Here is an 18661-nt window from a genome sequence, read left to right on the forward strand (position 1 = left end):
TCGGCGGATGGCAACGCTACCGCCGATCTTAAATTCCCCCTCATAAATAAGTAATTTTCGGCATTCCTCCTGTAACAAGAGTTGTTGCGCCTATCCCTTATCAGCTATGCTATGGAATCTTAGATTTCATAAACAAACCACGCACACTAAAAGGCGTAGCTTTATTACTCACCATAGGATTATCGGTGCCATGCAAGAACAATATCGTCCAGAAGACATAGAGCAACAAGTCCAGCTTCATTGGCAAGAGAAGCAAACTTTCAAAGTGACAGAAGACAGCAACAAAGAAAAATACTATTGCTTGTCCATGCTACCTTACCCTTCTGGACGACTACATATGGGCCACGTCCGTAACTACACCATTGGTGATGTAATTTCACGTTATCAGCGCATGCTGGGCAAAAACGTACTGCAACCTATCGGGTGGGATGCATTCGGTCTGCCAGCAGAAGGTGCCGCGGTCAAAAATAATACCGCCCCTGCTCCGTGGACTTATTCCAACATCGAGTATATGAAAAACCAGTTGAAGATACTGGGTTTTGGTTATGACTGGGATCGTGAAGTCACTACTTGTACACCCGAATACTATCGCTGGGAGCAGTGGTTCTTCACTAAATTGTACGAAAAAGGTCTGGTGTACAAAAAAACCTCCGCAGTTAACTGGTGTCCACATGACCTGACCGTTCTGGCAAATGAGCAGGTTATTGACGGCTGCTGCTGGCGTTGTGATAGCCAAGTTGAGCGTAAAGAGATCCCACAGTGGTTCATCAAGATCACTGATTATGCTGAAGAGTTGCTGAACGACCTGGATAAACTGGAAGATTGGCCTGAGCAGGTCAAAACCATGCAACGTAACTGGATTGGCCGTTCTGAAGGTGTCGAAATCACTTTTGATGTCGCTGATAGCCAAGAAAAGCTCACCGTTTATACCACTCGCCCAGATACGTTTCTGGGAGCAACCTATGTCGCAGTGGCGGCAGGTCATCCTCTGGCAAAACAAGCAAAGGAAAATAATCCAGAGCTGGCAGAATTCATCAACGAATGCCGCAATACTAAAGTTGCCGAAGCTGATATGGCAACTATGGAGAAAAAAGGCATGCCAACAGGCATGTTTGTTATTCATCCATTGACCAACGAAAAAATTGCTATCTGGGTCGCTAACTTTGTTCTGATGGAATACGGCACTGGCGCTGTTATGGCTGTTCCAGCCCACGATCAACGCGATTGGGAATTTGCTACCAAATACAATCTGCCCATGAAAGCAGTTATTCTGGACAACGACGGCAATGTGCCAAACGTTCAGGATGCGGCAGCCACAGATAAAAATGTACTGGTCAATTCCGGTGAATTCAGTGGCCTGAGCCATGAAGAAGGCTTTAATGCCATTGCAGACAAGCTGGTTGCGATGGGGGCTGGCCAACGCAAAATCAATTACCGCCTGCGCGATTGGGGTGTTTCCCGTCAACGTTACTGGGGTGCTCCAATTCCAATGGCAACATTGGAAGATGGTACAGTCGTTTCCGTTCCAGAAGATCAACTGCCAGTCATTCTGCCAGAAGATGTCGTAATGGACGGTATCACCAGCCCAATCAAAGCCGATCCAGAATGGGCAAAAACAACCATTAACGGTCAATCTGCGCTGCTTGAAACTGATACCTTCGATACCTTTATGGAATCCTCATGGTATTACGCACGTTATACCTGCCCAGATTATGATAAAGGCATGCTGGATCCAGCTGCGGCCAACTACTGGCTGCCTGTGGATCAATACATTGGTGGTATTGAACACGCGATCATGCATCTGATGTACTTCCGTTTCTTCCACAAATTGATGCGCGATTCAGGCATGGTCAATTCCGATGAACCAGCCAAACGCCTGCTGTGTCAAGGCATGGTTCTGGCTGATGCTTTCTATTACACCGGCAACAGCGGCGAAAAAGTCTGGGTATCCCCAGCTGACGCTATTGTTGAGCGTGATGAGAAAGGCCGCATTGTGAAAGCGACAGATGAAGAAGGTCATGAACTGGTTTATACCGGCATGAGCAAAATGTCGAAATCCAAGAATAACGGCATTGACCCACAAGTTATGGTCGATAAATACGGTGCTGACACCGTTCGCCTGTTCATGATGTTCGCTGCACCACCAGAACTGACTTTGGAATGGCAGGAAACTGGCGTAGAAGGCGCTAACCGCTTCCTTAAACGCGTTTGGCGTCTGATTTATGAACACAGCAACAAAGGGGCAACCCAGCCGCTGGATATCAGCAACCTGACCACTGAACAGAAAGATCTGCGCCGTGACCTGCACAAAACCATTGCAAAAGTCACCGATGATATTGGCCGCCGTCAGGCATTCAATACCGCTGTTGCTGCAATCATGGAGCTGATGAATAAACTGACTCGTGCTCCACAGGAAACTGAACAGGATCGCTCTCTGATGCAGGAAGCGCTGGCCTCAGTTGTACGTATGCTTTCACCTATCACTCCACATGCTTGCTTCGTAATGTGGAAAGAACTTGGTAACGAAAACGACATTGACACTGCGGCATGGCCACAAGCCGATGAGCAGGCAATGGTGGACGATACTAAACTGGTCATCATCCAGATTAACGGTAAAGTTCGTGGTCGCATTACCGTACCGGCAGATGCGACAAAAGAGTATGTTCAGGAGATGGCGACACAAGAATACAGCGTGACGAAATATCTTGAAGGCGTCAGTATTCGTAAGGTCATCTATGTTCCAGGTAAATTACTGAACCTGGTTGTTGGCTGATAACAGGAGACCCTGTTTGTGGTAAAAAATGTGGTAAGAAATGTGGTAGGAAATAATCTGCGACATCGTATTTTCACGTTGTTGCTCGGGTTAGCGGTGCTCGTCACCGCTGGCTGCGGTTTTCACCTCCGTGGCACAACACAAGTACCAAAAGAGCTTCAAACGTTGCAATTGAGTTCAGGTGATCCTTACGGGCCGCTAGCACGGGCAGTACGTCAGCAGCTTCGTCTGAATGATGTCAAAATTGTTGAACGGGGTGATGCTTCAGCACCTATACTGAAACTTCTGGGCTCTAATGAAAACAAAGAGACTGTTTCTGTTTTTCAGGATGGTAAATCGGCTGAACGGCAGCTCGTGCTGTATGTTGACGCTCAGGTGTTGATGCCTGATGGCAGCATCTACCCATTGCAGGCAAGGGTTGATCGTTCTTTCTTCGATAACCCGTTGGAAGCACTGGCAAAAGATGCAGAAAATGAACTGGTTCAGCAGGAAATGCGTGAACAGGCTGCCCACCAGCTTATGCGTCAATTGTTGACCGTTCATAGTGCAGAATTGCTGAAGGCTGAAGAAAAACAGAAAGCCGCGACTGCACAAAAACAATGATCAGACTTTATCCTGAACAACTTCTTTCGCAGCTCAATGAAGGGCTGCGAAACAGCTACCTGTTATGGGGCAACGAACCATTGCTATTACAGGAAAGTCAGGACAGCATCCGAGGAGTGGCTGAACAACATGGCTTTTTGGAGCATTTCACCTTCGCGTTGGATAACCATACCGATTGGGATGAAATATTCAGCCAATGTCAGTCACTCAGTCTGTTTGCCAGCCGTCAGTCACTCATCCTGCTGCTTCCGGAAAATGGCCCAAATGCCGCCATGGCAGAACGGCTGACCAAGCTGTCGGAGTTACTCCATTCAGATATTCTGCTGATACTCCGTGGGCACAAACTCACCAAAGCGCAGGAAAACAGTCCGTGGTTCAAAGCCATTGGGCAAAATGGCGTATACGTCAGTTGCCTGACACCGGAGCAAAATCGTTTGCCCCAATGGGTGGCACAACGTGCCAAAAACATGGGGTTATCACTGGAAGATGAAGCCAATCAGCTACTGTGCTATTGCTATGAAGGAAACTTATTGGCGCTGGCTCAAGCACTGGAACGTCTTTCCCTGCTTCATCCCGATAATCGACTGACACTTCCTCGCGTTGAAGAAGCCGTCAACGATGCAGCTCACTTTGCCCCCTATCATTGGGTTGATGCCCTGCTGGCAGGAAAAATCAAACGGGCATGGCATATATTGAAACAACTTCGGCAAGAAGATACCGAGGCTGTCATTCTGCTTCGTACTATACAGCGGGAGCTGATGCTGCTACTGGTACTTAAGCGTCAGGGTACGCAAGTTCCCTTGAAGACATTGTTTGATCAGCACAAAGTTTGGCAAAATCGCCGATCATTGCTGACAGCCGCATTACAGCGCCTATCACAGCAAGATTTGCAATCCGCCATACATTTGTTGACCCAGATGGAACTGCGTGTCAAACAGGATTATAGCCAATCCATTTGGGCTGACCTGGAAACGCTTTCCATGCTGTTATGCGGAAAACCATTACCAGAGAGCTTCTTGAATGCTTGATTCTATTGACCCAATAAATAACATTGACCCAATAAATACCATTGATTCGACAGATACTCTGGGTTCAACAATTGATGCGGGTTCCCCAGTGATTCAGGCACTATTTGGTGGCACATTCGATCCCATCCATTATGGTCATTTGCGCCCTGTGGAAGCACTGGCACAACTAGTGGGGCTCAAGCAGGTTATTTTATTGCCTAATCACGTTCCACCGCATCGCCCTCAGCCAGAGGCAACCTCCCAGCAACGGCTGGAAATGGTTCGTCTGGCTGTGCAGGATAATCCACTTTTTATCGTGGATACCCGCGAGCTGGAGCGCCAAACGCCGTCTTATACGATAGAAACATTGAAATCCTTTCGTCAGGAAGTCGGCGAACAACGCCCATTGGCATTCATTATCGGGCAGGATTCATTACAAACCATCCATACATGGTATCAATGGGAAGAACTGCTCGATGTCTGCCATTTGTTGGTCTGTTCCCGGCCGGGTTATCAAAGCCAGCTTTCAACCCCAGAAATGCAACAATGGCTTGAAAAACATCAAGTTGACACTCCGTTCTCATTGAGTCAAAAAACACATGGTTATATTTATTTGGCTGCCACTCCGTTATTAAACATCTCTGCAACTGATATTCGCCAACGTCACCATCAAGGTCTAAGCTGTGGTGATCTGCTTCCTCCATCGATACAAAATTATATCGATTCGCGGGGGCTATATAGACAATAGCGAAATCATGCGGTGATTTGCCGCTAAGTCGCTTACTTTTACAGAGATTGGCATGCTATTATTCCGCGCTACTCAACCTATTTTATGAAATAAAGGTGATCCTTTTGCAAGGCACAGAACTACAACAATTTGTTATTGATAAACTTGAAGACTCCAAAGCACAAGATATTGTTTCTATAGACGTTCGCGGAAAATCCAGTATTACTGATTGCATGGTTATCTGCACAGGAACATCAAACCGCCATCTGATGTCTGTGGCAGATAATCTAGTTGATGACTGCCGTCAGGCAGGAATCATGCCTATGGGTGTTGAAGGGCAAGGTATTTCAGACTGGATAGTCGTGGATCTCGGAGAAATCATGGTCCATGTCATGCAGGAAGACAGCCGTCGCATGTACGAACTGGAAAAACTCTGGAGCTAGTTTGAAGTTACAACTGGTCGCTGTAGGAACAAAAATGCCGGACTGGGTTCAGACCGGCTTCATGGATTACTTGAACCGTTTTCCCAAAGACATGCCTTTTGAGCTAATTGAAATTCCAGCGGGAAAACGGGGCAAAAATGCTGACATCAAACGCATTCTAGAAAAAGAAGGCGAACAGATGCTAGCCGCTGTTGGTAAAGGCAACCGCATTGTGACGCTAGATATTCCAGGCTCTCGCTGGGATACGCCACAATTGGCACAGCAGCTTGAACGCTGGAAGCAGGATGGCAGAAATGTCAGCTTACTGATTGGTGGCCCAGAAGGTTTGGCCCCTGCCTGCAAAGCGACGGCGGAGCAAAGCTGGTCACTTTCTCCCTTGACCATGCCACATCCTCTTGTACGGGTTCTGGTTGCGGAGAGCCTTTATCGAGCGTGGAGCATCACAACTAACCACCCTTATCATCGGGAATAAATTGGGTAATCTATCACCGTGAATTCTGGCAATGGGATGAAGAATAAACGCCCCCCTTTTCGCGATCATTCGGCTGAATCAGCCCTATTTATACGCCGCGCACTTGTGGCGTTTATAGGTATTATTATTTTAACGGGCACCCTGATTGCCAATCTCTATAATCTCCAGATCACACGCCACGAAGATTACCAGACCCGCTCAAATGGGAACCGCATTAAGCTCGTTCCCATCGCCCCAAGCCGGGGTATCATTTATGACCGCAATGGCACACCACTGGCGACTAACCGAACCATTTACCAGTTAGAAGTTGTGCCACAAAAAATCGCTAACCTTGATAAGACACTGGAGGAACTACGTTCCGTTGTTGGGCTGACTGATGAAGATATCGAAGTTTTCAGAAAAGAACGTCAACGCGCACGTCGTTTTACCCCTATTCCCCTGAAAACCCCGCTGACCCAAGTTCAGGTAGCTCGGTTTTCTGTCAACCAATATCGCTTTCCGGGGCTGGAAATCAAAGGCTACCAGCGTCGTTATTATCCTTATGGCTCCGCCCTGACCCATGTGATCGGCTATGTTGCCAAAATCAACGACAAAGACATAGAGCGGCTCGATAAAGACGGTATTTTGCCAGACTACGCGGCCACCCATGATATCGGAAAACTAGGCATTGAGCGTTACTATGAATCCGTTCTGCATGGCAAACCGGGTTATGAGGAAGTGGAAGTCAACAACCGTGGCAGAGTCATCCGCCAGTTACATGAACAACCTCCACAGGCAGGTAAAGATATTTACCTGTCAATCGATCTAGAACTGCAAACCTATATTGAAAAGACACTGACAACCAGCCGTGCCGGTGTTGTTGTCACCGATCCCCGTACTGGGGAGGTTTTGGCCATGGTGTCCAACCCAAGCTATGATCCGAATCTATTTGTCGATGGCATTTCCAGCAAGGACTATAAATCCCTGCTTAGCGATCCTAACCGCCCCCTGATTAACCGGGCGACACAAGGAGCTTATCCACCCGCATCAACGGTGAAGCCTTTTGTTGCTGTTTCTGCCCTCAGTAGTGAGGTCATCACAAAAAACACCACAATAAACGATCCCGGCTGGTGGCAACTCCCAGGCTCAGAAAAGCGTTACCGTGACTGGATACGCTGGGGGCATGGCAAACTGAATGTACATAAATCGATTGTTGAATCATCGGATACTTTTTTCTATCAAGTTGCCTATGATATGGGTATCGATAGGCTATCCGAATGGATGTCAAAATTTGGCTATGGTCAATTTACAGGCATTGACTTGAAAGAAGAAAATCCGGGTAACATGCCAACCCGAGAATGGAAGGTCAAACGCTATAAAAAACCGTGGTATCAAGGCGATACTATTTCTGTTGGCATCGGTCAGGGATACTGGACTGCGACTCCCATGCAGATGGTAAAATCCCTAATGACGTTGATTAATGATGGAGAGGTGAAAACTCCGCATTTCTTGATGAACACTCGGATAAATGGCGAAATCCACCCTTATCAGCCTCCCGTCAGTGCTCCTATTGGAGATATTCACTCTGGGTACTGGGAAATTGCCAAAGATGGCATGTATGGCGTTGCCAATGCCCCCAATGGCACTGCACGCAGATTCTTCGCCGGTACACCGTACAAAGCCGCCGTTAAGTCAGGTACTGCTCAGGTTTTCAGCTATGAAACCTATAATGCAAGCAAACTTGCTGAACACCTGCGTGACCATAAGCTGATGATCGCCTTTGCACCCTATGACAATCCGACAGCTGCCATTTCCATCATTCTGGAAAATGGTGGCTCTGGGCCGCCAGTCGGCACTATCGTTCGCCAAATTCTGGATCATATCTTACTCAGGGATGACAATACCGCCTCTCCTGCCGCTGCTCCGGCTACGACAGGAGCACAGGCCACCAGAACACAAGCGACCGGAATACAAGCTAATTGAGTAAAGCCATGACAGACTTTCAAAACAAGGTTCCTTTCTGGACCCGAATACATATAGATATTCCACTGCTGCTGTGCGTTCTGGCACTACTGGCCTACAGTCTTTTCATTATGTGGAGCGCCAGTGGACAAGACATCGATATGATGGAACGTAAAGTCGGGCAGGTTATCATAGGCCTCATAGTGATGATCGTCTTGGCTCAAGTTCCCCCACGCCTATACGAGAGTTGGGCACCTTACTTCTATATTGTGTGTGTAATACTGCTGATCCTAGTTGATATTTTTGGACAAATCAGTAAGGGAGCGCAACGCTGGCTAGATCTAGGTATCGTGCGGTTCCAGCCGTCAGAAATTGCCAAAATTGCCGTCCCTTTGATGGTGGCTCGTTTTATGAACCGTGACCTTTGTCCACCCTCGTTGAAGAACACAGGCATAGCGTTGTTCCTGACCTTTTTACCGACTCTTCTGGTTGCTGCCCAACCAGATTTGGGCACTTCCATTCTGATTGCTGCCTCTGGCTTATTCATCCTGTTTCTGGCGGGAATGAACTGGAGATTAATCGGCATTGCCGTTTTATTGGTTGCCTGTTTCATCCCGATATTGTGGTTTTTCCTGATGCATGATTATCAGCGCGACCGCGTTATGATGCTGCTGGATCCTGAAAGTGACCCGCTGGGCAAAGGCTACCACATCATACAATCCAAGATTGCCATTGGCTCAGGCGGTTTGTTTGGAAAAGGCTGGCTACAAGGCACACAGTCACAATTGGAATTCCTGCCCGAACGACATACCGACTTTATTTTCGCCGTTCTATCTGAAGAGCTGGGGATGATAGGCATTCTTGTTTTACTCGGGCTTTATCTGCTGATCATTATGCGTGGCTTGGTTATTGCTGCCAAGGCACAGAATACCTTCGGCCGGGTGATGGCCGGAGGGCTGATACTGATTTTATTTGTCTATGTCTTCGTAAATATCGGCATGGTGAGCGGTATCCTGCCAGTAGTCGGTGTACCCCTGCCGCTGATTAGTTATGGGGGTTCAGCATTGATTGTCTTAATGGCGGGGTTCGGCATTATCATGTCGATACATACGCATCGTAAGTTATTGTCCAAAAGTTTATGAGGAAGAAGTTTCATGCGTCAACAATGGCTTATATTTGGCATCGTAGCGGTACTGATATCAGGTTGTACAACAACAGGCAATGAGCGGGCATCTTCTCTTCCCTCTGTCCCAACTCGTGACATTTTGGGGGCAGAGCCTCAATATGAGCCTTATCATCCAAGCGCCAATCAAGATTATCAGCGGGATGGGCAAACGTATCGTATTGTGCAAGACCCCGCTCACTTCACCCAAACAGGTTATGCTAGTTGGTTCGGTGAAGAATCCAATGGAAAACTGACCGCAATTGGTGAACGAGCTAGTCCTTATGCCTTAACAGCTGCTCACCCGACATTACCTATTCCAAGTTATGTGCGCGTCACTAATCTAAGCAACGGACGCATGATGATTGTCAGGATCAATGATCGAGGCCCTGACAATAAACCAGGGAAAATCATTGAATTATCGCGTGCAACGGCAGAACGGCTAAATTTGATGCCACAAAGCAGAGTGAAACTGGATGGTATTCAAATTGCACCTGATGGCTCGCTTTCGGGTTTGGGAACAAAAGGATCGACGATCGTCAAACAGAGTTATGCTTTACCTGACAGACCTAATATTGGTTCCCAGCCATCGCCTAAACCAACAATGTTAGGCAATTCTACTGAACAAAATACCGTGGAGCAGTCGCCTGCTGAACAAAATCTGCCTGTAAATACAGAAGAGCAGCCTGCTACCCCACCTCCTGCGACAACATCATCTGCTTCAATATCATCTGCTGCAATATCAACGGGCAGTTACATGATACAGGTAGGTGCTGTCAGCGCTGAACAAAAAGCTAAAGAGTGGCAACAATCATTGAGCCAACATTTTAATGTGCAAGGCCGTATAACTCAATTTGGTAATGTCTATCGAGTCCAATTGGGGCCATTCGACAGCCGCCAGAAAGCTATGGAGCTACAAAAAAAATTAACGGATCAGATGCATCAATCTTCTTTTATTGTTGCTCCCTGATTGCTATACCGATTCGCTATACCAATCGAGATGAATAGCATCATCGCCTGCTGATATTGGATTATCTCACTCTTATCAGCAGGCAGGTAAAATCGCTGTGAACAGAATTCGGGTAAAAAAGTGTAAACCTTCAACTCGCTCAATTTTGTTTAATGTCAGCTTTTTTTTCATTTGTTATTATGTCGCTTATTATTAATCCTTCTCTCACGGATGTTATCTAATCAATCATGAAATACATAGTTACTCCCCGTTTTATTAAAAGTGCCACCTTAGGCATCACGCTGGCTATCAGCGTTTCTGCGTTCGCCAACACGGATGATAATTTCAAGACCATGATCCCCGGTGTTCCCGAACTAGATTCAGAAGCCTATATTCTGATTGATTACAACTCAGGAAAGGTATTAGCTGAAAAAAATGCGGATATCCGCCGCGACCCCGCCAGTCTGACAAAAATGATGACCAGCTACGTCATTGGTCAGGCCATCAAATCAGGAAAAATCGGCCAGAATGACATCGTTACCGTAGGCAAAGATGCTTGGGCAACGGGTAACCCGATATTTAAAGGTTCCTCTTTGATGTTTTTAAAACCCGGTGATCAAGTTTCGGTTACCATGCTGTCCCGTGGTATCAACCTGCAATCCGGCAATGATGCTTGTGTCGCAATGGCAGACTACGTAGCAGGCAGTCAAGATGCGTTCGTCAGCTTGATGAATAAATACGTACAGAATTTAGGACTGCAAAATACACATTTTCAAACCGTTCATGGTCTGGATGCCCACGGCCAATACAGCTCTGCCCGTGATATGGCACTGATTGGTCAGGCACTAATCCGCGATGTACCGGATGAATATTCTATCTACAAAGAGAAAGAGTTTACTTACAACAATATTCGGCAGCCTAACCGTAATGGCTTGTTGTGGGATAAAAGCCTGAACGTCGATGGCATTAAAACCGGTCATACTAACGGTGCGGGCTATAACCTCGTTGCTTCTGCTACCGAAGGTAATATGCGCCTGATTTCGGCTGTAATGGGCAGCCCAACTTTCAAGGGACGTGAAACCGATAGCAAAAAATTGCTGACTTGGGGCTTCCGTTTCTTCGAAACTGTTTCACCACTGCAAGTAGGTAAGGAATTCGCATCAGAACCAATTTGGTTTGGTGACACCGATAAAGTCCAACTGGGTGTTGACAAAAATGTTTACCTGACGATCCCTCGTGGCCGTTTAAAAGACCTGAAAGCCAGCTATGTATTGAACAATACCGAACTGCATGCACCGTTCGCCAAAAATCAAGTTGTTGGCACTATCAACTTCCAACTTGATGGTAAAACAATTGAACAACGTCCATTAGTCGTGATGCAGGAAGTGAAAGAAGGAGGCTTCTTCAGCCGTATGATCGATTATATCCGACTGATGTTCCATCACTGGTTTGGTTGATCGCTTGAAAGCCAGGTATTGAGCCTTATATTAGTTACACATCGTTAGAAAATGATCACGCCACAGCAAATTATTAACTATTCTGCCGTGGCAAATACATGAGGAGCGCCCATGAAAACGAAATTAAATGAACTGCTTGAGTTCCCCTGCTCATTCACTTACAAAGTGATGGGTCTAGCTCAACCTGAGCTGGTGGATCAAGTCGTTGAAGTGGTTCAGCGCCATGCGCCGGGCGATTACTCTCCAGTAGTGAAACCAAGCAGCAAAGGCAATTACCACTCTGTCTCCATTACCATCAACGCTACACATATTGAGCAAGTTGAAACACTGTATGAAGAATTAGGAGCACTGGAGCTGGTGCGCGTTGTGTTGTGATGGTGCAATCGTAATGTGACCTTTATTGAAAGGTTTTGCATATCTGATATAACTCTTTTGACAAGACGCTGATTTTTAAGTCAGCGTTTTCTTCTAAGTTAGATTCCGTTCCTTCAATCCTCATCCATTCTGTTGATTTTGACCAAGTGACTCAAACTCATGAGCTGCTATCGGATAAAACAGCAGCAGCTAATAGTTTGTTCGTGAATTGGTTCAATTCAAGCGTGATTATCTCTAGGAGCTTTGGCCCAGTACGCCATGAAATTAATCAACATTCGATCCAAATGACGTTCTTGGAGCAGATAACGACGTAGATTTTTTACAGCAGATGATTCCGCTGCGACCCAAGCATAAAAATGACTGGCCTTATTCTCATTTTCAGCCCTCTCCCATAATGTCCCATCTGGTGAGGTCGTTTCAGCTAAAGACTGTTCCTCAATAAACGCTGATTCTGGAAAAGTCACGTACTGCCTCTACTGTGATCCGTTCTTTCAAGAACAGGTTAAAAATAGAGTAAGTTGAAGACATATTATTATATTAACAAACGGATTTGTTATTCTCTTTATTGATAAAATGTTACTCAATCTAGATCAAATAATAATGCAAATAAATGTAATAATGATAATTATTACCAACATTATTGATAATAGCCATTTATGCTAAATGACTTCTTGAGATGATCGCTCATTTGAAGGGAACTCAGCAACTCAGCCCGTTTTTTGTGATCTGAACAATTACCAACCACAAAACGGACTGAGTAAACTATTTCCATCATACGGGCCATATACGGCGCCATTAGACCAACAAAGGCTCAGTAGGCCAGCCATCAAAGTCGCTGCTGCGTGACAACCAGCCCACCTAAAATAACCGCCTATGTCAATGGGATAGCTATAAGGGACGTGGCCGACAAATTTGGGCTAAGCTATTCCGTTACCTTCTAACATTAAATATTAATATGGATAGTAGAATGATGGATAGTAGAATGCAGGAAAACCGGGTTTGACTATCCATTCACCTCCCGGTCAAAAACGCCAAAACGCTTTCGAACACAGAATCAGTATTGGGTAAATTTCCAGTCGCCCCAATAACATCGCGGCACACATCATCCACTTCGCTACAGGATCAAGATCACCAAAGCCTTGTGCCGTGGCCCCATATCCGATCCCCATGTTATTGATACAAGCCGCAACAGTGGCAAAAGAAGTCACCAAGTCATAACCGAGTAAGTTCAATGCCCAGATAAAGAAACAACTAAAAAAGACATAGAGAAAGAAGAAGCCCCAGACAGAACGCAGCACTCTTTCCTGAACTGCGGATTTGCCTATTTTAATCGTGGAAATGGCATTCGGATGAATAAGCTGGTTAATTTCACTGAAGCTCTGTTTTGCCAGAATCATAAAGCGAAGTGCTTTAATCCCACCACAGGTTGATCCCACGCAGCCACCAAAAAAACTGACCGCCAGCAGCATCAAGATAGTATGGGGCGGCCATTGGGCATAATCAGAAGTCGCCAGACCGTTATCGGTCATCATAGAGCTGGTCATGAAAAAGCCGTGAACAAAGGCATCTTTCATCCCATACATGCCTGAACGGTATAATTCCAGCCAGATAATGCCAACTACCACTGCAAGTACCAGCAAGAAAAATTGCAGTTCGGCATTTTTTAGTAATGGTTTTAGACTTCTGCGTGTTAGAGCAACAAAATAGAGCGTGAAGTTGACTGCCGACAGTATCGAAAAAATCCCTCCCACCATTTCAATGGATACGCTGTCATAATAACCAAGGCTTTCATTGCGAGTCGAAAATCCCCCCAAGGAGACGGTTGAGATACCATGACAGATGGCATCAAACCACGACATTCCCGCAGCCCAGAAACTTACCGAACATAATCCGCCCAGTAGCAGATAAACGACCCAGAGGCTTTTGGCACTGTCCGCAAGGCGCGGAGTCAATCGTTCTTCTTTAAAAGGGCCGGGCATTTCTGATTGATAGAGTTTTGCTCCACCAATCCCCAGTAATGGCAGGATGGCAACAGCAAGAACAATCACCCCCAATCCACCGATAAAATTGAGTTGGGCGCGATAATAGAGTACAGAATTAGGCAGTGCAGACACATCATTTAGGACAGTTGCTCCTGTAGTCGTGATACCCGACACGCCTTCAAACATTGCATCCACTAGGTTGATATTCAGGCTTTTGTCGAGCACGAAAGGCAATGCACTGAGCAACGAGAACAACAGCCAGAATAGCACAATGATAAGAAATCCATCTTGCGTACTGGGTTGTGCTTTGGTTTTGCGGGTAAAATACCAGCCTGCTCCTCCGGCAACTAACCCAATGATAAATGTCTCAAAAAAAGCAAAAACGCTTTTTTCTTTATAAAATAGAGCCACAAAAATAGGCAGCAACATTGAGACGCTGTAAAGGAGCACCAGAAAACTGCAAAGATGCCCAACAATCAGGAGTTGGTTTTTTTTGACCATCTGTTAGCTCAAACAGAGATTAAAGGGAAAATCATCAAAATATATAACCATGATAATATAAAATAAAAATATATTCGTCTAATTAACAATATTATTGCGTTAAGGCATTCTCAAACTGGTGGGAATCATCTTAGGACGTTATACTGGCGGGCACTTTTTGTTAACGAATGATGAAGTTCCCATTGCAACATAACACCGTTATTTTACGCCAGTTAGGTATTCAGCCTTACGAGCCGGTTTCTGATGCCATGCACCAGTTCACCGAGCAGCGTACTGCGGAAACACCGGATGAAATCTGGCTTGTCCAACATGAAAAAGTGTTTACGCAAGGCCAGGCCGGTAAAGCTGAGCATGTACTTGCAGCAGGTGATATCCCCGTCATCCAATCGGATAGAGGTGGTCAGGTCACCTATCATGGCCCCGGACAGCAGGTCATGTATGCCTTGATTGATTTGAAACGGTCAAAAATTGGGGTTCGCCAGTTGGTAACTTCAATCGAAAATACCGTGATCGAAACTCTGGCTCATTTTGGCGTGGAAGCGAATGCCCGTCCAGATGCCCCCGGCGTTTATGTCTCAGGCGACAAAATATGTTCCCTTGGGTTGCGTATCCGCAAAGGATGCTCTTTCCACGGTCTGGCACTAAATATTGCAATGGACTTACAGCCGTTTTTACGTATTAATCCATGTGGTTATGCGGGCATGCAAATGATCCAACTCAGTGACCTCGTCACCGGAGTGACCATTGAAGATGTACAACCCATTCTGGTGGAAAAATTCTGTCAGATCTTGGGATTCCAACTACTCGATGAAAGATGATATAATTTTTTAACATTTTTCAAAAAAATTTGAATGGATCTATTGCCTCGATATCTCTGTCATAACCATCAGGCAGTAAGTCAAAATCTGAAGAATATAACTGGAACCAGCACGATTATGAGTAAACCAATTCAGATGGAACGTGGAGTCAAATACCGCGACGCAGACAAGATGGCTTTGATCCCTGTGAAGACAGTCGCCACAGAACGTGAAGCACTCTTGCGTAAACCTGAGTGGATGAAAATCAAACTTCCTGCGGATTCCAGCCGCATTCAGGGCATCAAAGCTGCAATGCGCAAAAATGGGTTGCATTCCGTTTGTGAAGAAGCCTCCTGCCCTAACCTTGCTGAGTGTTTTAACCACGGAACCGCCACCTTTATGATCCTTGGCGCCATCTGTACCCGTCGCTGCCCATTCTGTGACGTAGCACATGGCCGTCCGAATACACCTGATGCAGATGAACCCATCAAGCTCGCGCAAACCATTCAAGATATGGGGCTGCGTTATGTCGTTATCACTTCTGTTGACCGTGATGACCTGCGTGATGGCGGTGCACAGCACTTCGCTGACTGTATCACTACGATTCGTGAAAAAAATCCATCGATTAAGATCGAAACTTTGGTGCCGGATTTCCGTGGCCGCATGGATCGTGCGCTGGAAATTCTGACCGCAACACCACCCGATGTGTTCAACCACAATCTGGAAAACGTACCACGAGTTTATCGTCAGGTTCGTCCGGGTGCTAACTATGACTGGTCATTAAAACTGCTGGAAAAATTCAAGGAAGCTCATCCTAATATCCCAACCAAGTCGGGTTTGATGGTGGGATTGGGCGAAACCAACGAAGAGATTTTAGAAGTTATGCGTGATTTGCGTCGTCATGGTGTCACTATGCTGACCTTGGGGCAATATTTACAGCCAAGCCGTCATCACCTGCCAGTCCAGCGTTATGTTAGCCCTGCTGAGTTTGAAGAAATGAAAGAAGCCGCATTGGAAATGGGCTTTACCCATGCTGCCTGCGGCCCGTTTGTTCGTTCTTCTTACCATGCTGACTTGCAAGCTAAAGGTATGGAAGTCAAATAATCTGTCGCCACCATCATGATGAATATTATTTTTGCTGTATTTATCGGTGGTGGCTTGGGTAGCGTGTTACGCTGGCTCATCAGCCTCCGCCTAAATAGCCCCGCTTCCCCGATTGCCGTTGGTACGCTGACGGCAAATTGTATCGGCGCATTCATCATTGGGTTGGGATTGGCTTATTTCAATAAAACCACACACCTTGGTCCAGTTTGGAAACTCATGCTCACCACAGGTTTCTGCGGCGGGCTGACCACCTTTTCCACCTTTTCTGCTGAAGTAGTTTATCTATTACATGCAGGAAAAATGGGTTGGGCATTGTGCGGTATTCTGGCGAATGTGATAGGTTCGTTAGTGATGACAGTACTTGCTTTTGCAATTATGAACAAACTTCAATAACCTTCCCCAGATTAAAGACTGACAAAAGATTAAAGACTGACAAAATAAAAAACCCGCCACCAAGGACGGGTTTTTAGAATACGAGATTCGAAATTAGATTGCGACAACGTTCGCAGCAGATGGACCTTTCGCACCCTCAGTAATTTCAAACTCTACTCTTTGGCCTTCAGCTAGAGTTTTGAATCCGTTAGAGCTAATGGCGGAAAAGTGCACAAAAACATCTTTACTACCATCTTCTGGAGTGATAAAACCGAATCCTTTGGATTCATTAAACCACTTAACGTTACCTTTAATTTTTGACATCAAACTTACCTTTAATAAAAAGACACTAACTCAGCGTCGCGTACAGTACAACAAATAATATAGCCCACTGTCTGCAACATAGATCACGAAATATATAACAAAATGTAAAAAAACGCACGTTTCGTTTAAGAAAAATTTTATACGCCAATAGTGATTTCACCAATAAATTAGCGTTCTATTTTAACTTTGTTTACTTTTTGCCTTACTACTCTTCTTTTCGTGCTCCAGCAACCATCCTTTGATATCGAGCCCGCCGGTATAACCAACTAACTTACCATCATGACCAATTACTCGATGACAGGGCACAATCAATGAAATGGGATTGCGTGAATTTGCCATACCCACCGCACGACAATAATTTACCGATCCCAACGTTAATGCCAATTGTTTATAACTCCACATTTCACCATAAGGGATGTTGCAGAGCCGCTGCCAGACGCGCTTCTGGAATTCAGTTCCCAGCATGCTTAAAGGAACTGTAAACGTCAGCCGCTTCCCTTTGAAATATTCCTGCAACTCTTTTACACACTGCTTAGTAATCGCGCTTTTGGATTCTGATTCTTTCTTTTCGTTGACGAAATAAATGCTGGTTACTCCTTCATCGTCCGCAGTGATATGCACATAAGGCTTAGGAAATCCTTCTGGGGTATTCAGGTAATGATGATACATAAACTACCTCCATTTAATTTATTATTAAAAATTTCTGTACTAGCCTAAATCCCTCGTTCATCAATTTGCAATGATGAATTCGGTTACACATCTGACAATTTGATAAAGAAACCATCGCGCCCTCTGACAATTAAAATTATGCTTCTGCCAATAAGTTATGACACCTTATTTTTAATGACGTCCATTTAAAAAAGATAAAAATACCATATATAGATAAAACACCATTAATTACAACCAGATATAGCATTAATTTCAAAAATAAATTATCTCAATATAATACACAATTGTTAATTTTTATTATTGTTAATAATATATACCACAAAGAAATTTTACCAGAAGCGTTATCATTTATGGCAAACACTGTGGTGTATACCTACAATAGAATTCAGCTAATAAAGCATCAAATTGGAAGATGAAGGATATACACTACACTGCTGACAGTGAATCAATGATGCGAAAAACCCTGTTATACCCAGTCATTAAAGGCTTTCACCGCAAACTGTGATGAAGATCATTAATCAATGAAACGAATGCCCGTCTTCCTTTCGTAATTGTTAATATCCAGCATTTACTCCATTCTGGGAGATACGATCCCTTAACGTCGCGCTGCAACGTGAAGTCCATTGGGCATATAATGAAACATTGACAAAGAAATCACTTACTACTTTCACTATTTTTCTAAAACCTTCGTCATTGAGTTTTATTTTACCTAACCAATTGTTTAATATAAAAAATCACTCATTTACTGACGATAATCAACCAAATGACAGTAATAAAATAGTTGTTGGATGTTAACTTCATCTTTCAAACTCAAGAGACAAGAAAATATAACCAACAACAAGCGATCAAAATACTCATCTCATTGTTATCGCAATATTTATATGGAGAAAAACACCATTTATAACTTTATACTATAATTATATTGAATAAATCCTATAACTCACATTGTTATGAAAAGTTAAAACTATTATTTCATTATTATTGTTCTCTCTTCAATTCTGGA

General features: G+C 44.9%; 17 protein-coding genes and 1 pseudogene. 14 read left to right on the top strand and 4 right to left on the bottom strand.

Features of this window, described 5'->3' with window-relative positions; translation table 11 throughout:
* Window positions 1–190 precede the first annotated feature (190 nt).
* From leuS to ybeD, 11 genes are all read left to right on the top strand, one after another.
* Complete coding sequence (gene leuS / locus H8A87_RS06450) at window positions 191–2773, top strand: leucine--tRNA ligase (RefSeq protein ID WP_198689160.1); 2583 nt, start codon at window positions 191–193, stop codon at window positions 2771–2773.
* Window positions 2774–2830: 57 nt separating this feature from the next.
* Window positions 2831–3376 carry an LPS assembly lipoprotein LptE gene (gene lptE / locus H8A87_RS06455; protein ID WP_198689196.1) on the top strand — a complete coding sequence of 182 codons (546 nt, stop codon included), beginning with the start codon at window positions 2831–2833 and terminating at the stop codon, window positions 3374–3376.
* Window positions 3373–4404, top strand: a complete 1032-nt coding sequence (gene holA / locus H8A87_RS06460; protein WP_198689161.1) for a DNA polymerase III subunit delta — start codon at window positions 3373–3375, stop codon at window positions 4402–4404. Before lptE ends, holA begins: the two co-directional genes overlap by 4 nt.
* Window positions 4397–5131 carry a nicotinate-nucleotide adenylyltransferase gene (gene nadD / locus H8A87_RS06465; protein WP_198689162.1) on the top strand — a complete coding sequence of 245 codons (735 nt, stop codon included), beginning with the start codon at window positions 4397–4399 and terminating at the stop codon, window positions 5129–5131. Before holA ends, nadD begins: the two co-directional genes overlap by 8 nt.
* Before the next feature lie 95 nt (window positions 5132–5226).
* A complete protein-coding gene (gene rsfS, locus H8A87_RS06470) occupies window positions 5227–5553 on the top strand; it encodes a ribosome silencing factor (protein WP_198689163.1) in 327 nt (108 codons plus the stop codon).
* 1 nt (window position 5554) lies between these two features.
* Entirely contained in the window at window positions 5555–6025 is a 471-nt protein-coding gene (gene rlmH, locus H8A87_RS06475; protein ID WP_198689164.1) for a 23S rRNA (pseudouridine(1915)-N(3))-methyltransferase RlmH, read from the top strand.
* Window positions 6026–6061: 36 nt separating this feature from the next.
* Window positions 6062–7987, top strand: coding sequence for a peptidoglycan DD-transpeptidase MrdA (mrdA, locus tag H8A87_RS06480; protein ID WP_198689165.1), 1926 nt, complete (start codon window positions 6062–6064; stop codon window positions 7985–7987).
* Window positions 7988–7995: 8 nt separating this feature from the next.
* The gene (mrdB, locus tag H8A87_RS06485; protein ID WP_198689166.1) at window positions 7996–9108 is read left to right on the top strand and encodes a peptidoglycan glycosyltransferase MrdB; all 1113 of its coding nucleotides are present in this window, start codon (window positions 7996–7998) and stop codon (window positions 9106–9108) included.
* A gap of 12 nt (window positions 9109–9120) precedes the next feature.
* Entirely contained in the window at window positions 9121–10098 is a 978-nt protein-coding gene (gene rlpA / locus H8A87_RS06490; RefSeq protein ID WP_198689167.1) for an endolytic peptidoglycan transglycosylase RlpA, read from the top strand.
* 227 nt (window positions 10099–10325) lie between these two features.
* A complete protein-coding gene (gene dacA, locus H8A87_RS06495; RefSeq protein WP_198689168.1) occupies window positions 10326–11534 on the top strand; it encodes a D-alanyl-D-alanine carboxypeptidase DacA in 1209 nt (402 codons plus the stop codon).
* A 111-nt stretch (window positions 11535–11645) separates the two neighbouring features.
* Window positions 11646–11909 carry a DUF493 family protein YbeD gene (ybeD, locus tag H8A87_RS06500; protein ID WP_198689169.1) on the top strand — a complete coding sequence of 88 codons (264 nt, stop codon included), beginning with the start codon at window positions 11646–11648 and terminating at the stop codon, window positions 11907–11909.
* A gap of 218 nt (window positions 11910–12127) precedes the next feature.
* Here the strand turns inward: ybeD and H8A87_RS06505 are convergent.
* Window positions 12128–12382: pseudogene (locus H8A87_RS06505) on the bottom strand (SIP domain-containing protein); the annotation flags it as partial.
* Between the two features lie 549 nt (window positions 12383–12931).
* Window positions 12932–14392: a TrkH family potassium uptake protein gene (locus H8A87_RS06510; RefSeq protein ID WP_198689171.1), complete on the bottom strand. Its 1461-nt coding sequence runs from the start codon at window positions 14390–14392 to the stop codon at window positions 12932–12934.
* Between the two features lie 170 nt (window positions 14393–14562).
* On the opposite strand from H8A87_RS06510, the gene lipB reads away from it, so the two are divergent.
* The 3 genes from lipB to crcB all read left to right on the top strand — a co-directional run bounded on the left by lipB (window position 14563) and on the right by crcB (window position 16686).
* Window positions 14563–15210, top strand: coding sequence for a lipoyl(octanoyl) transferase LipB (lipB, locus tag H8A87_RS06515; protein WP_408646870.1), 648 nt, complete (start codon window positions 14563–14565; stop codon window positions 15208–15210).
* Between the two features lie 117 nt (window positions 15211–15327).
* On the top strand, window positions 15328–16293 hold the full coding sequence (gene lipA / locus H8A87_RS06520; RefSeq protein WP_198689172.1) for a lipoyl synthase: 966 nt from the start codon (window positions 15328–15330) through the stop codon (window positions 16291–16293).
* Between the two features lie 15 nt (window positions 16294–16308).
* On the top strand, window positions 16309–16686 hold the full coding sequence (gene crcB / locus H8A87_RS06525; protein WP_198689173.1) for a fluoride efflux transporter CrcB: 378 nt from the start codon (window positions 16309–16311) through the stop codon (window positions 16684–16686).
* 93 nt (window positions 16687–16779) lie between these two features.
* On the opposite strand, the gene cspE is transcribed toward crcB, so the two are convergent.
* Both cspE and H8A87_RS06535 read right to left on the bottom strand, forming a co-directional pair.
* The gene (gene cspE / locus H8A87_RS06530; RefSeq protein ID WP_198689174.1) at window positions 16780–16989 is read right to left on the bottom strand and encodes a transcription antiterminator/RNA stability regulator CspE; all 210 of its coding nucleotides are present in this window, start codon (window positions 16987–16989) and stop codon (window positions 16780–16782) included.
* 180 nt (window positions 16990–17169) lie between these two features.
* Window positions 17170–17658: a methylated-DNA--[protein]-cysteine S-methyltransferase gene (locus H8A87_RS06535; protein ID WP_198689175.1), complete on the bottom strand. Its 489-nt coding sequence runs from the start codon at window positions 17656–17658 to the stop codon at window positions 17170–17172.
* Window positions 17659–18661: the final 1003 nt, after the last annotated feature.

It is taken from the genome of Xenorhabdus lircayensis (assembly GCF_016306625.1).
In the GTDB taxonomy this organism is placed as follows: domain Bacteria; phylum Pseudomonadota; class Gammaproteobacteria; order Enterobacterales; family Enterobacteriaceae; genus Xenorhabdus; species Xenorhabdus lircayensis.

Coding starts and splice junctions, on each gene's coding strand:
- lipA (WP_198689172.1), top strand. CDS start 15,328: ATGAGTAAACCAATTCAGATGGAACGTGGAGTCAAATACCGCGACGCA.
- H8A87_RS06535 (WP_198689175.1), bottom strand. CDS start 17,658: ATGTATCATCATTACCTGAATACCCCAGAAGGATTTCCTAAGCCTTAT.
- rlpA (WP_198689167.1), top strand. CDS start 9,121: ATGCGTCAACAATGGCTTATATTTGGCATCGTAGCGGTACTGATATCA.
- crcB (WP_198689173.1), top strand. CDS start 16,309: ATGATGAATATTATTTTTGCTGTATTTATCGGTGGTGGCTTGGGTAGC.
- lipB (WP_408646870.1), top strand. CDS start 14,563: ATGAAGTTCCCATTGCAACATAACACCGTTATTTTACGCCAGTTAGGT.
- mrdA (WP_198689165.1), top strand. CDS start 6,062: ATGAAGAATAAACGCCCCCCTTTTCGCGATCATTCGGCTGAATCAGCC.
- dacA (WP_198689168.1), top strand. CDS start 10,326: ATGAAATACATAGTTACTCCCCGTTTTATTAAAAGTGCCACCTTAGGC.
- holA (WP_198689161.1), top strand. CDS start 3,373: ATGATCAGACTTTATCCTGAACAACTTCTTTCGCAGCTCAATGAAGGG.
- ybeD (WP_198689169.1), top strand. CDS start 11,646: ATGAAAACGAAATTAAATGAACTGCTTGAGTTCCCCTGCTCATTCACT.
- leuS (WP_198689160.1), top strand. CDS start 191: ATGCAAGAACAATATCGTCCAGAAGACATAGAGCAACAAGTCCAGCTT.
- cspE (WP_198689174.1), bottom strand. CDS start 16,989: ATGTCAAAAATTAAAGGTAACGTTAAGTGGTTTAATGAATCCAAAGGA.
- H8A87_RS06510 (WP_198689171.1), bottom strand. CDS start 14,392: ATGGTCAAAAAAAACCAACTCCTGATTGTTGGGCATCTTTGCAGTTTT.
- mrdB (WP_198689166.1), top strand. CDS start 7,996: ATGACAGACTTTCAAAACAAGGTTCCTTTCTGGACCCGAATACATATA.
- nadD (WP_198689162.1), top strand. CDS start 4,397: ATGCTTGATTCTATTGACCCAATAAATAACATTGACCCAATAAATACC.